Source organism: Pyxidicoccus caerfyrddinensis, from assembly GCF_010894405.1.
In the GTDB taxonomy this organism is placed as follows: Bacteria; Myxococcota; Myxococcia; order Myxococcales; family Myxococcaceae; genus Myxococcus; species Myxococcus caerfyrddinensis.
Genome location: NZ_JAAIYA010000008.1, coordinates 392,741 through 405,994, shown reverse-complemented (window position 1 = coordinate 405,994; position 13,254 = coordinate 392,741). Strand labels below are relative to the sequence as shown.

Sequence of the window (13,254 nt, the reverse complement as noted above, 5' to 3'; positions counted from 1 at the left end):
TCCCTACTTCGTCTCGGAGGAGGTGGTGGCCGGGGTCGGCGCGCCGTCCGCGGGCGTCACCTTGCGGCCGGGGTCCTTCGACACGTCGATGTCGTAGCGCACCGCGGGCCGGTCCTTCAGGTCCGTCGTCATGCCGCCCTGCTCGAAGCCCACCACGCGCACCGTGGACAGCTTCCCGGGCTCCGCGTTGAAGGTGTAGCTGGATTGCACCTTGAACTTGTAGCCCTCCAGGTAGCTGAACACGCCGTAGCCGTTGCCGCGGTACACCAGCCGCACGGCAATCTGGTGCTGCCCGGGGACGATGCGGCCGTTGAAGATTTCGAACTCCAGGCGCTTGCCCAGGTCTCCCTCGGTGTCCACCTGCGTGTAGATGGGCGCGCCGTCGAGCGCGTACGCCACCGACTCCAGGAGGAAGGAGCCTCCCATCTCGTTCTTGTGGACGATGACCGCGCGCGAGCCGGTGGAGACGTCACCGCCGAGCACCGACTCCTGCAACAGCAGGAGCCGCGCCTTGGAGCGGTAGATCTTCTCCTTCAGGTCGACGACCTCCTCTTCCAGCGTCTTCACGCGGGTGTCGAAGGCCTCGTCCGCCGTCTGGGCCTGGGTGGCCTGCGCCGCGGAGGACTGCGCGGCGGCGGGCGGTGCGGCGGCGGCGGGCTCCTGCGCGAGCGCCGGCATCCAGGCGGTGGCGCTCAGGAGCGCGAGGAGGTGGAAGGTGGCGGCAGCGACACGCACGGTGCGACCTCAAGAAGCTGGACGGCCCGACCCGACGGCCGAGGTCATAGCACCCTTCCCGGCGGGCCGTCTTGTCACGACCGGTGCGAGCGGCCGACGCCCGCCCGGTGGCCTGCTTGCTTCAGCCGCCCTTCTTGAGCTCCGTGAGGACCAGCTTCGCCACCGCCTTGAGCGTGTCGAACACGCCGACACCGGTGGGCGCCACCGCCTGGTACTCGGGGATGTTGCGCGGGTTGAGCGCCTTGCGCATCTCCTCCACCGTCACCGCGTTGGGCAGGTCGCGCTTGTTGTACTGGACCACGTACGGAATCTTGTTCAGGTCGTAGCCCTGCTCGGCGAGGTTCACACGGAGGTTCTCGATCGACTCCATGTTGGCCTCCATGCGCTCGATCTGACTGTCGGCGACGAAGACCACGCCGTCCACGCCCTTGAGGATGAGCTTGCGGCTGGCGTCGTAGAAGACCTGACCTGGCACCGTGTACAGGTGGAAGCGCGTCTTGAAGCCGCGAATCTCACCGAGCGACAGCGGGAGGAAGTCGAAGAAGAGCGTGCGGTCCGTCTCCGTGGAGAGCGAGATGAGCTTGCCCTTCGTCTCCGCCGCGGTCTTGTTGTAGATGTACTGGAGGTTGGTCGTCTTCCCGCAGAGGCCGGGCCCGTAATAGACAATCTTGCAGTTGATTTCGCGGGATGAGTAATTGATGAAGGACATGGCTTCCCGGCTTACTCGCTGAAGAGGTTGTCGATATCGTCGTCGGAGATCTCGGCGAAGGGCGACCCGGCTCCAGGGCTGTCGGTCTTCTTCACCAGGCTCTCGAAGATCTTCGTGAGCTCGTCGCTGGCCTTCTTGATGCGAAGGCGGACGAGGCCGAGGCTGGTGCGGTTGTCGAAGATGACGACCAGCACGACCCGGCTGCCGACGATGGTCATGTACAGCGAGTCCTTGGCCCCCTCGTGGAACTGGTTGGGGAACTCGTTCTCACCGATCAGCTTGGCCAGGCCGCCCATCGCCGCCACGTTGCCGGCCGTCAGCGAGGCCAGCGAGGTGGTGTCGATGTTCTGAGTCTGTCCGGCCGAGGAGATGAGCTGACCGTTCTTGTCGACGAGGAAGACCACCTTCGCGTTCGCGTCCTTCGTGAGCCGGTCGCAAACGGCGTTGATCTTGGTGAACTCCTCTTCGTACATCACCAGTTGCGTGCCCATGGGCGTATGCGCTCCTCAGCGTTCGCTCGCCCCGCTCACGCGATGCTCCGATTGTTTCTGGAGTGAATCCCGGAGGTTAGACGAGGCGCTACCGACCGTGAGGATGCTTAGCAAAGCGAACCCACTCCAGCAAGAAGCCATCCGCTCTCCGAGCGCGATCTGCGGCCGTCCCCATGCCGTACGGACGGGCTGTAGGAAGGCGGCGGGGGTGCACGGAGCCCTCCGCCGGCCATTCCGGGGTCACGGGGTTGGGGGTGTTCGCGGCTTTCTCTATACTCGGCCGGGCTTTGCATCCCCCCATCCCCCTCTCTAACCTCCTGGCGCGGCTGGCGCTGGTGTTCCTCGTGCTGGTTCCCCCGGCCTCCGCCCGGGCGGAGCAGGTGGCCGAGCATGCTTCGCTGCGCCTGCGCTACGGCGTGGCGCTGCGCGACGGGCAGCAGGCGGATGTAGGGCCGGGGCTCACCTACGAGGGCTTGACTCCGAACGACCTGGCGGTGGTGGGCATGGGGTGGGTGGGCCCGTGGCTGGGCGCGTGGGCGGGCGTGCAGCGCGAGGCGTTCGACTTGAAGGAGGGCGCGCTGCGGATCACCGGCGGCAGCCTGCTGCGCGCGTCGGTGGGCCCGAGGGCGCGGTTGTTCCTGGGGCCGGTGCGGGCGGAGGTGGGGGCGGGCTACGGCTTCGCGCAGCTCCCGCTCTTCGGCAGCTCGGCGGAGCCGGTGCTGGCGCGGGGCGTGCGGCACGCGGCGGTGGTGAATGGGCGCGTGCTGGTGCCGCTCTTCCTGGGGCTGAAGCTGGAGGCGCGCGGCGAGTTGCCGGTGACGCTGGCGGCGCGAGACGCGTCGGGCGCCGAGGCGGAGGCCACGGGCTTCTCGGCGGGAGGCGCGCTGCTGATTCCGCTGAAGCGCGCGTCGCGGTGGGGCGGCACGCTGGTGCTGGACTTCCAGCACGTGCGGGACACGGTGACGCTGGCGGACGGGACGCGCTCGGAGCAGCGGCTGCGCCGGGTGGGCGCGGCGCTGGAGTTGACGTGGAATGACTTCGTGCCTGCCGCTGCGCCGCTTCCTCCCGTGCGGGTGCCGGCGGGGACGCTGTCGCTTCAAGTGGTGGATGCGGAGACGGGCGCGGCGCTGCCGGGGGCACGGGTGGTGGTGGGGGATGTGGAGCGCGTGGCGGACGCGCAGGGCCGCGTGGACACGGAGCTGCCTCCGGGCGAGGTGGCGGCGCGGGTGAGCGCGGAGGGCTATGCCCCCGAGGAGGCGCGGGCCACGGTGGAGGACGGTGGGCGCGCGGCGGTGGAGGTGCGGGCGCGCAAGCTGCCTCCTCCCACGGGAGCGCTGCGGGTGACGGTGGTGAATGCGCAGAATGGCGTGCCGCTGCCGGGTGTTCGCGTGGCGGTGGGCTCGACGGAGGTGCGCACGGACATGATGGGACAGGCGCGCGTGAAGGACCTGGCGCCCGGACCGGTGGCGGTGACGGTGAAGTCCCCGGGCTTCCGTCCCGCGGAGGAGGCGGCCGTGGTGGTCGCCGGGCAGGAGTCGGCGCTGTCCGTGCCGCTGGCGTCGGAGCGCAAGAGCGGGCCGGCCACGCTCACCGGACAGGTGCGCAGCATGCGTGGCGGAAAGCCGCTGGCCGCGACGCTGCGCATTCCGCTGGCGAAGGTGCGCACGCGCGCGGATGCGAAGGGCGCCTTCAATGTCCGCGTGAAGGGCGGGACGTACCGCATCACAATCTCCGCCCCCGGGCACCTGTCGCAGACGAAGTCCATCAAGCTGCGCGATGGCGAGCAGGCCATCTTCAACGTCGACCTCTTCCCGAGGCAGAAACGGTGAGCACCGCGCGCCCCTACTTGCTGGCCGTCCTTTCCCTCGCCACGGGCACGTCCGCCCCTGCTCTGTCTCAGAGGTGTGAATGGTGAGCACCGCGCGCCGCTACTTCCTGGCCGTCCTGCTCCTCGCCACGGACACGGCCGCCCCTGCTCTGCCTCAGAGGCGTGAATGGTGAGCACCGCGCGTCCCTATTTCCTGTCCCTCATGCTCCTCGTCGCGGGCTGCGACGAGGACGCCGCCACGCCGTCCGCGACGCCCGTGGCCCCGGCCCCCGTGCCGGACGCGGGCCCGGGTGCGGAGCTTGGACGCCTGGAGGGACTGTCCGGCGAGGTGCGGCTGGAGCGTGGAGGGAAGTTGCTTCCGGCGGTGGCGGGGCCTCTCCACGGCGGCGACGCGGTGGAGACAGGCGCGGGGGGCGCGGCGACGGTGCGCTTTCCGGACGGGCGCTCGGTGGAGGTGGGGCCGGACGCGCGCTTCGCCATGGGCGAGGACTCGGGCGGCATCGTCATGCAGGTGGAGCGCGGCATCATCCTGTCGCGCGTGCCCGCGGGGGCGCGCCCCAGCAGCCCGGGGGCGAAGAAGGTGACGCTGAGCATCCTCACGCCCTTCGGCCTCACCCGCGTGGGCTCGGACGCGCCCAGCGAGGTGAGCGTGGCGGTGGAGAAGGACGCCGGCCGCGTGGAGGTGCGGCTGGGCGCCATCGAGTTCGTGGGCAAGGACGGGCAGGAGCTCCGCGCCGCACAGGGCGAGGCGGTGGCGGTGGCCGGCGGCAAGGTGGAGCTGGTGCGCACGCCGCGCGTGGTGGAGCTGGCGCCCATCCCCGTGACGGTGCGCCTGGGCGCGGGCCGCGCGGAGGTGCGTCCGCAGGGCACGGTGCGCTGGCGCCCGGTGAAGAAGCAGGGCGAGGTGCTGTCACCGGGAGACGGCGTGCGCACGCGTCCGGGCGGCACGGCGGTGCTGGCGCTGGAGGGCTCGTCCTCCGTGCTGTCGCTGGGCTCGGGCACGGAGCTGGTGCTGGAGTCGGCGGGGCAGGGCGGCACCACGGACGAGGCGCGGGTGGACCTGCGGCAGGGCGGGCTGGGGCTGCAGCTCGCGCAGGGCCGCACCAGTCGCGTGGTGTTGCCGGGGCTGGGCCTGGAGGGCAGCGGGGCAGGGCTGGAGGTGCGGCGCACGGCCACGGGCTACCGCGTGGACGCCTTCACCGGACAGGTGACGCTGGTGCGCGGCGAGTCGAGGCAGCCACTGCGCGCCGGAGAGCGCGCCACGCTGGAGGGCACGTCCGGCGCCGCTCGCGTCGAGCCGCTCGCGCCCGCGCCGCTCGCGCTGAGCATGGGCGACGGCGCGGAGGTGTACCACCAGGGCCTTTCCGAGGTGGCCTTCACCTGGGAGGGCGAGGGCGCGGCGCAGGTGGAAGTGGCCACGGACGCGGGCTTCACGCGGCCGGTGCTGACGGGCACGGTGTACCGGCCCTTCGTCAACGTCTCCGCCCCCGCGCGCGGCACGCTGTACTGGCGGGTGCGCCGCGAGGACGGGACGGAGATGGCGAAGGGCAGCGCGAGCTTCGCTCCGGAGCGCCCGTCGAAGGACCTGGACCGCGTGCGCAACGTGGTGCCGGAGGGGCCGGAGAAGACGACCATCTTCTACCAGGACAAGCCTCCGGCGGTGACCTTCACCTACGGGGCGGAGGCCTCGGCGGCGAAGTACCGCGTGGCGGTGTACCGCGTGGGCGCGCTGGGCACTCCGGTGGCCGAGCGCATCGTGCCGGACACGCGCGCCGCGCTGGACGCGGGGGCGCTGGTCGAGGGCAGCTACCTGTGGTCCGTCACGCCGCTGTCGGCGTCGGGAGCGCAGCTCAAGGGCGGACGGATGAACAAGCTGGAGCTGGTCTACGACAACTCGGTGCCGGAGCTGGTGGTGGCCTCGCCGCGCAACGGCACCCGGGCCGCGGAGAAGGTGCGGGCCACGGGGGTGGCGCCGGTGGACGCGCGCCTGTCCATCAATGGACGTCCGATACCCCTGGATGGCAAACACCGTTTCAGTACCTGGGTGGAGCCGGTGGGCACCCCCCCGATGCTGGTGTTTAAGATGAACCGTCCCGGTGCCCCGGAAGTCCACACGGTGCGCACCCTGAAACCACGAGGGCCGTGAGGATGACACCCACCCAGACGCCCCGGCCCGTTCCCGAGGAAGCCTCCCCGCCCCTGCTGCGCCCCTATGGCCAGTACGTGCTGGTGCGGAAGCTGGCCGAGGGCGGCATGGCGGAAATCTTCCTCGCCAAGCTGCTGGGCGCGGACAACTTCGAGCGCAACGTCGTCATCAAGCGCATGTTGCCGCACCTGTCGAACATCCCCGACTTCGTGGAGATGTTCCGCGACGAGGCGCGGCTGGCGGCGAAGCTGTCCCACCCCAACATCGTGCAGATACAGGAGCTCGGCTTCACCGAGGGCTGCTACTACATCTGCATGGAGTACCTCGCGGGCGAGGACTTCTCCACGACGCTGCGGCTGGCGGGACGGCGGCGGCAGTACGTGCCCTTCCCGGTGGTGCTGCGCGTGCTCATCGACGCGGCGCACGGGCTGCACTACGCCCACGAGTTCTGTGCCGAGTCCGGGCAGCCGCTGAACATCGTCCACCGCGACATCTCTCCCTCCAACCTGTACCTGACGTACCAGGGACAGGTGAAGGTGCTGGACTTCGGCATCGCCAAGGCCGAGTCGAGGCTCGTCAACACGCGCACCGGCGTGGTGAAGGGCAAGTACATGTACATGGCGCCGGAGCAGGCGCAGGGGAAGGAAGTGGACCGGCGCGCGGACGTCTTCGCGCTGGGCGTGAGCCTCTACGAGGCGCTCACCCACGTGCGGCCCTTCTCGCGGGAGAACGACCTGGCGGTGCTCAACGCGCTCCTGCATGGCGAGTTCAAGCGCCCGCGCGAGCTGCGGCCCGACCTGCCCGAGGAGCTGGAGGCCATCATCCTCAAGGCCATGGCCTTCAAGGCCGAGGACCGCTACCCCACGGCGGAGGCCTTCGCCGAGGGCCTGGAGGCGTTCCTCGGGGAGAACCTGAGCGCGTCCGGCACATCGCAGCTGGGCGCCTTCCTGCGCGGCCACTTCGGCGAGGAGCGCTTCACGGAGCGCACCCGCATCCCGACGCTGGCCACGCTCACCGCCACGCACGGCACGGAAGGTTCGCCCGTGCAGGTGCCGGCGGGGGCGAAGCCCGCGACGGACGTGTACGGAAGTCGTTCCCAGGGGGCCGATGCGCTCACGGCGATGGCTCCGGGAAGGCCGTCCCAGCCTGCCGTCGCGGCGGGTGTGGGCGCGGTGCCGGCCGGGCCGCAGGTGCCGGTACAGGCTGCTGCCGTGGGCTCCGAACCTGGGCGTCGGCGCTGGCTCACGGCCAGCATCGGTGTCGCGGGAGCGCTGCTGCTGGCCGGTGCGGCCGTCGTCGGCTACGCCGGTGTCCAGCGGGTCCAGACGTCTCCGTCCATCGTGCAGCCTCCCGAGGCGGCGGGGGGGCAGGCGGTTCCGGCCCCGGTCGGGAGCAATGGCGCCACGGCGGCGGGTGGCGTCGCGGCGACGGGGACTCCCGCGCCGGCGGGCGACCCCGTGGGCGCGACGCCTGTTGCCCTCGCGGCGGGTGGCTCCCCGGAGGCTGCCGCGGGTTCTCCTCAGGGAACGCCGGTGGGTGACACGGCGGCGACCGCGCAGGACTCCGAGCACGCGGGCGTCGCCGGGGTTGCGAGCGCGGCGGTGGGCTCCGAGACGGACGAGAATGCGTCCCCGGAGCAGGGCAGGAAGCCGGAGGCTCGTACCGCCACCGCGAAGAAGCTGGTGACGCTGGGCATCGAGGACATCCAGCGCGTCGTGTCGCGCGGGCGGGCCCGCATCACCTCCTGCTTCGAGCGCTTCAAGACGGACCTGCCGTCGTCGCAGGGAGAGGTGCAGGTGCAGCTCACCATTGCCTCGTCGGGCAAGGTGCAGGCGGGGACGCGCGGGCCGCTGGCCTCGACAGGAGTGGGACGCTGCCTGGAGGCGCAGGCCGAGCGGCTGCGCTTCCCGGCCCACCGGGACCAGGAAGTCACCGTGGTGATGCCCTTCTCGTGGCGGGTGACGGAGTAGCGGCGCCGGAAGCCCGGCGCCGCCAGGTGCTCTTCGGCTACAGGTCGCGGCGGGCGGACAGCGCCTTCGCCAGCGTGGCCTGGTCCGCGAACTCCAGGTCGCCACCCATGGGCAGGCCCTGGGCGATGCGGGTGACGCGCAGGCCCATGGGCTTGAGCAGGCGCGTCAGGTAGAGCGCGGTGGCCTCGCCCTCGACGTCCGGGTTGGTGGCGACGATGAGCTCCTCCACCCGGCTGTCGTTGAGGCGCTCCAGCAGTTCCTTGATGCGCAGCTGCTCCGGGCCCACGCCCTCCAGCGGAGAGAGCACGCCGTGCAGGACATGGTAGCGGCCCTTGAACTCGCGCGTGCGCTCGAGCGCCATCAGGTCCGCGAAGGTCTCCACCACGCAGAGCACGCGCTCGTCACGGCGGGAGTCCCGGCAGAAGCCGCACGTCTCCGAGTCGGTGAGGGAGAAGCAGCGCACGCACAGGTGCACCTTCTCCTTCACCTCGCGGATGGCCAGGGACAGGTCCGAGGCGTACTCGCCGGGCGCCCGCAGGATGTGGAACGCGAGGCGCTGGGCGGTCTTCTCGCCAATGCCCGGCAGCTTCGCGAGCTGGGCGACAAGTCGATTCAGCGGATCGGGAGTCATCCGGTATCAGGTAACGCCGGGGATCTTGATGCCGCCGGAGATTTTCGCGAGCTCGCGCTGCATGTGCTGGCGGCTGCTCGCCAGGGCAGCATTCACGGCGGCGGTGATGAGGTCCTCGAGCATCGACGGGTCATTCGGGTCGATGGCGGACTTGTCGATCTTGATGCTGCGGATCTCCTGGATGCCGTTGGCGACCACCGTGACGAGGCCCTCGCCGGACTTGGCCTCGACGGTTTCCTCCGCCAGCTGCTGCTTCCGCTCTTCAATCTTCTCCGTCAGCTTGTTCGCCTGCCGGATGAAGTAGTTCAGGTCGACGCCAGGCATGTGCTTCCTCGGTACTCGTGGGAGCGGGTGCCGTCATTGGCCCCGCCCGGGCGTGGAATGAGGGCGCACCCTACCGTTGCGCGCGGTGGTTGTCAGGCGCTGTCGTCCGGAGTGTCGGCCGCAGGGACGGCCGAGGGGCGCTCGGGCTCGTAGACCTGGATGTGCTCGATTTCGCCTCCCAGGAACTTGAGCACCGCGCGGACGGCGGGGTGTCCGCGCACCTTGCCCTCCGTGCTCTTCTCGTGGTTGGCGCGGCTCTGGGCGTCCTGCTCGGCGATGCTAAGCGTGGCCCGGCTGTCGTCGGCGGTGATGTCCTGGAAGGACAGCCTCACCGGGCGGCCGAAGTGCTCGGCCAGGAGCTTGTCGATGGTGGTCTTGCCCGCGGCGGCCGACACCGTCATCCGGTGCAGGCCCGCCGTGGGCAGATAGCCGAGGACGATTTCCCCCGCCCGCATGGACAGGAGGCGGCCGTTGGCCAGTGCCGTTCCATGACGGAGCGAGGAGCCCTTCACGCTCTCCACCGCGGCCCGCCATCGCTCGATGAGGGGCAGGTTCGGGTTGTCGCGGCCGCGGGTGACAGGGAGCGGTGCTGAGGACTCCGGCTCTGGCTCGGCGTCGGGTTCCGGGGTGAAGCTGGCGGGTGCGCGTGGCGCTGGTGCGGCGGCCGGAGGGGGCGTGAAGGTGGGGCTCGCGGGGACCATTGCCTCGGTGCCAGGCGCGCGCGGGGCGGACGTGGGCTCGAAGGTGGCGGGCGCATGCGCGCTCAAGGACGCGACGGCTGAGGCAAGTGCGGAGTCGGGCGAGTACACGCTCGGGGCATCGCCAACAGGTTCAGGCGAGGAGCCGGGAGCATGTGTGGCCAGCGCTGCATCGGCGGAGGCCGTGGCGGCGAGGGGCTCGGACGGGACGTCGTCCGGGATGCACTCGCCAGAGGCGCAGCCCTCGGGCGAGGCCTCCTCGGGGTAGAAGCGCGCGTCGTCATCCTCCGCGTAGGGCGGCGGCTCGGACGGACCGGGCTGCGGCTCCGGCTTGCGGACGTTGGTGACGCGGACCGAGGGCGCGGGCTCGGTGGTGCGCGACAGCGGCGTGGCTCCAGCCGGAGGCAGCGGAGGTGCGGACGGGGCCTGGGCGCCACCATTCTTCCGGAGGAAGGAGAGCGGGCGCGCGGCCGTCGGCGGCAGCCCGTCCATCAGCGGTCCGGACGACGCCACGTCCTCGGCGGAGTACGCGGGGACGGCCGAGGCTGCTGACGCCGTCAACGCCGTGGCGCCAGCACCTCCTCCGTTGCGCAGGAATGACAGGGGCCGGGCCGCGGAGGGCGGCAGGTCGTCCATGAGTGGCCCGGTCGGGGCCACGGGCGGCATGACAGGAATCGCGGGCCCTGCGTGCATCGGCTCTGCATGGCGCGCGACTTCCACCGAGCGCATCGGCTCGGCGGACTGCCTCGGCTCGCCCATGGGCACGGGCTCCGCGTCACGCACGGGCTCGACCGCGGGCCTGGTGTCCCACGGACGTGGGGCAGGGGAGGACTGAGACGGGACGTCGTGCCGGGACTCAGGCGCGAAAGTTCGTGGGACTGGAGCGACCTCCCGGCGCTCCAGCGGTGTTCTTCGAAGCGCCTTCCCCCTGGGGAAGCCCGGCCGCGAGCCGGTCCACCCGCGCGAGCAGCTCCGGAATCGAGCCACCCGGCGAGAGCTGGATGGCCTTGAGCAGGGCCATCTCCAGCGCGAGCCTCGGCTGGGCCGCGCGCGACACGTCCCAGACGCAGCCGTGCACCACGTCGAACAGGCGCGTGAGCTGCGCGGTCTCCGCTTCCTTCGCCAGCGCCAGCAGCGCCTTCTGCTCGGACTCGGCCAGCTCGTCCGGGGCCTGGTTCAGCGTCTTGGTGACGAAGAGGTGCCGCAGCTGCAGCGCCAGCTCCTCCGCCAGCCGCTTCAGGTCCAGGCCGCGATTGAAGACCTCCTCCACGCGCTCGAGGATGCGCTTCGCGTCCTTGCGCACCAGCGCCTCGGCGAAGTCCTGCACCATCGTACGGTCGATGGCGCCCAGCGCCTCGGCCACGTCTTCATCCGTGGGGTTGGCGCCGCACGACGCGAGAATCTGGTCCAGGAGGCTGAGCGCGTCGCGCATGCCGCCCTCGGACTGGCGCACCACCAGCGACAGCGAGCGGTCGGAGATGCCCGCCCCCTCCGCCTTGCAGATCTCCTGCAGCCGCTGGAGCATCCGCGCCGCCGAAATCCGGCGGAAGTTGTGGCGCTGGCACCGCGAGAGGATGGTGTCCGGGAGCTTGTGCGCCTCGGTGGTCGCGAAGATGAACTTCACGTGCCCGGGCGGCTCCTCCAGCGTCTTGAGCAGCGCGTTGAACGCCGCCCCCGACAGCATGTGGACCTCGTCGATGATGTAGATCTTGTGCCTGTCCCGCTGCGGCAGGTACTTCGCGTTCTCGCGAATCTCGCGGACGTTCTCCACGCCGTTGTTGGAGGCACCGTCGATTTCCGCCACGTCCACGCTGGTGCCGGCGGCAATCTCCGTGCACGCGCGGCACTCGCCACACGGGCTCGCCGTGGGGCCCTTCTCGCAGTTGAGGGCCTTGGCGAGCAGGCGGGCGGCCGTCGTCTTGCCGACTCCACGAGGGCCGCAGAACAGGTACGCGTGAGCGACCCGGTCCATCTTGATGGCGTTCGCGACGGTCCGGACGACGTGCTCCTGTCCGGTCATGTCATCGAATTTCTGCGGCCGCCATTTACGCGCGAGGACGAGGTAGCTCATGTGCCCGGTCATCTAAACACGACGGCGTGAATGATCCATCTCATTGCCTCCCCACGAGGTGGGGCAGCACTCAGCGTCCGAGCGCCTGTAGCACCACGCCGGCCGCGTTGTGTCCGGCCGCCCCGATGACGCTGCCCGCGGGGTGGCACCCGGCGCTGCAGAAGTAGAGCCCCTGCACCGGCGTCTCGTAGGGCAGCCGGTCGGTGAAGCCCCGCTTGTTGTCCACATGGTGGATGTGGCCGCCCGTAATCCCGAAGTGCTTCTCGATTTTCGGCGGCGTGAGCACGAAGGTCTCCTGCACCAAATCACTGGTGCCGGGAGCGAAGCGGTCGCAGATGGACAGGAGCTGCTTCACGTAGCGCGACTCCTCCTGCTCCCACGTCGTGCCCTTGAGCGCGTAGGGCACCCACTCCACGAAGAGGGCGGAGTTGTGGTGCCCCTCGGCATCGCGCAGCGACGGGTCCACCGTGGTGTGGATGTACCACTCGATGGAGGGGAACTCCGACAGCCTGCCCTCCTGCGTGTCCTTGTAGGAGCGCGCCAGCGCCCCGAGCACGTCGTCCTCCTGCGGCAGCAGGTGGATGGTGGGGCCGAACTGGCCGCGGTCCTCGGGAAGGCACGTGAAGCGGGGCAGGCCCTTGAGGCACAGGTTCACCTTCAGCGTGGTGCCCGGCACCGCCATGGCATCCACCTTGGCCCGGTAGTCCGCGGGCAGCGCACCCTGCTCCACCAGCTTCAGCGTGCGGAAGGGGTCGCCGTTGGACACGACGACGGCGGCGTTCACCTCCTCGCCATTCTCCAGCACCACGCCCTTCACCACGCCCCGGTCCACGCGCACGGAGGTGACTTTCGCGCCGGTGCGAATCTGCGCGCCGTACTTCCGCGCGACGTTGGCGATGGACTGCGTGACGGTGCCCATGCCGCCGCCGACAATCATCCACGTGCCACCACTGCCGGGCAGCCGGCACATGTTGTGGACGAGCAGGTTCATCCCCGTGCCGGGCGTGTCGTAGCCGCCGTCGAGGCCGGAGAACGCGTCCGTCACCGCGTACATGGCCTTCACGAGGTCGGACTTGAAGCCGAAGCGCTCCAGGTACTCGCGCGCCGTGCCCCGGCACAGCCGCACGAAGTGCTGGCGCAGGGCGGGGCGCACGAAGCGCTCGGCGGTTTCTTCGATGGACACCGGGGGCTGGAGCCACGTCGGGGCGATATCGTCGCGCAGCGCGGCCAGCTCGGCGTTCATCGCCTGGTTGGCCTCCCAGTCCGCCTGGGAGAAGAACTCGAGGAACTGGCGCTTCAGCTCGCGCTCGTCCGAGCCGAACAGGAGGTAGCGCTTGCCGGTGGTGGGCAGGAAGTAGTGCGGATCCCTGCGCTTGAGGGGCAGCTCCAGCTCCAGCTCGCGCAGCAACTCCGGCGGCATGAGGCCCAGCAGGTACGCGCCGGTGGACACGCCCAGCTTCGGCGCGGTGCGGAAGGGGTACTCCGTGCGGCACGCGCCGCCAATCACGTCCTTGTCCTCGAGGACGGTAACCGAGAGTCCCCTGCGCGCCAGCAGCGCTGCTGTCACGAGCCCGTTGTGACCCGCGCCCACCACGATGACGTCCGGCATGTCTGCTCCTCCTGGATGGCCCGCGTTCCTACCCCAACCCGA

The 13,254-nt window shown here is 70.5% G+C and carries 11 protein-coding genes; 3 read left to right on the top strand and 8 right to left on the bottom strand.

Annotated features, from left to right (window positions below; all coding sequences use genetic code 11):
- Window positions 1-3 precede the first annotated feature (3 nt).
- From G4D86_RS21500 to mglB, 3 genes are all read right to left on the bottom strand, one after another.
- Window positions 4-735, bottom strand: coding sequence for a dihydrolipoamide acetyltransferase (locus G4D86_RS21500; protein WP_163995843.1), 732 nt, complete (start codon window positions 733-735; stop codon window positions 4-6).
- A gap of 121 nt (window positions 736-856) precedes the next feature.
- Window positions 857-1,444: a gliding-motility regulator Ras-like GTPase MglA gene (mglA, locus tag G4D86_RS21495; protein ID WP_015347803.1), complete on the bottom strand. Its 588-nt coding sequence runs from the start codon at window positions 1,442-1,444 to the stop codon at window positions 857-859.
- A gap of 11 nt (window positions 1,445-1,455) precedes the next feature.
- Window positions 1,456-1,935, bottom strand: coding sequence for a gliding-motility regulator GTPase-activating protein MglB (gene mglB / locus G4D86_RS21490; RefSeq protein WP_002637270.1), 480 nt, complete (start codon window positions 1,933-1,935; stop codon window positions 1,456-1,458).
- A gap of 287 nt (window positions 1,936-2,222) precedes the next feature.
- Here mglB and G4D86_RS53845 point away from each other — a divergent pair, with 287 nt between their 5' ends.
- The 3 genes from G4D86_RS53845 to G4D86_RS21475 all read left to right on the top strand — a co-directional run bounded on the left by G4D86_RS53845 (window position 2,223) and on the right by G4D86_RS21475 (window position 7,879).
- On the top strand, window positions 2,223-3,764 hold the full coding sequence (locus G4D86_RS53845) for an MSCRAMM family protein (RefSeq protein ID WP_275899132.1): 1,542 nt from the start codon (window positions 2,223-2,225) through the stop codon (window positions 3,762-3,764).
- A gap of 165 nt (window positions 3,765-3,929) precedes the next feature.
- Window positions 3,930-5,909 carry a FecR family protein gene (locus tag G4D86_RS21480; RefSeq protein ID WP_420821862.1) on the top strand — a complete coding sequence of 660 codons (1,980 nt, stop codon included), beginning with the start codon at window positions 3,930-3,932 and terminating at the stop codon, window positions 5,907-5,909.
- 2 nt (window positions 5,910-5,911) lie between these two features.
- Window positions 5,912-7,879 carry a protein kinase domain-containing protein gene (locus G4D86_RS21475; protein WP_163995841.1) on the top strand — a complete coding sequence of 656 codons (1,968 nt, stop codon included), beginning with the start codon at window positions 5,912-5,914 and terminating at the stop codon, window positions 7,877-7,879.
- A gap of 37 nt (window positions 7,880-7,916) precedes the next feature.
- Here the strand turns inward: G4D86_RS21475 and recR are convergent, their stop codons facing one another.
- From recR to G4D86_RS21450, 5 genes are all read right to left on the bottom strand, one after another.
- Entirely contained in the window at window positions 7,917-8,510 is a 594-nt protein-coding gene (gene recR / locus G4D86_RS21470; protein ID WP_163995840.1) for a recombination mediator RecR, read from the bottom strand.
- 6 nt (window positions 8,511-8,516) lie between these two features.
- Window positions 8,517-8,834, bottom strand: coding sequence for a YbaB/EbfC family nucleoid-associated protein (locus tag G4D86_RS21465; RefSeq protein ID WP_163995839.1), 318 nt, complete (start codon window positions 8,832-8,834; stop codon window positions 8,517-8,519).
- 92 nt (window positions 8,835-8,926) lie between these two features.
- Entirely contained in the window at window positions 8,927-10,291 is a 1,365-nt protein-coding gene (locus tag G4D86_RS21460; RefSeq protein WP_240360384.1) for a DNA polymerase III subunit gamma/tau, read from the bottom strand.
- A gap of 97 nt (window positions 10,292-10,388) precedes the next feature.
- Entirely contained in the window at window positions 10,389-11,603 is a 1,215-nt protein-coding gene (gene dnaX, locus G4D86_RS21455; protein ID WP_163995838.1) for a DNA polymerase III subunit gamma/tau, read from the bottom strand.
- Window positions 11,604-11,673: 70 nt separating this feature from the next.
- Window positions 11,674-13,212, bottom strand: a complete 1,539-nt coding sequence (locus tag G4D86_RS21450) for a phytoene desaturase family protein (RefSeq protein WP_163995837.1) — start codon at window positions 13,210-13,212, stop codon at window positions 11,674-11,676.
- Window positions 13,213-13,254: the final 42 nt, after the last annotated feature.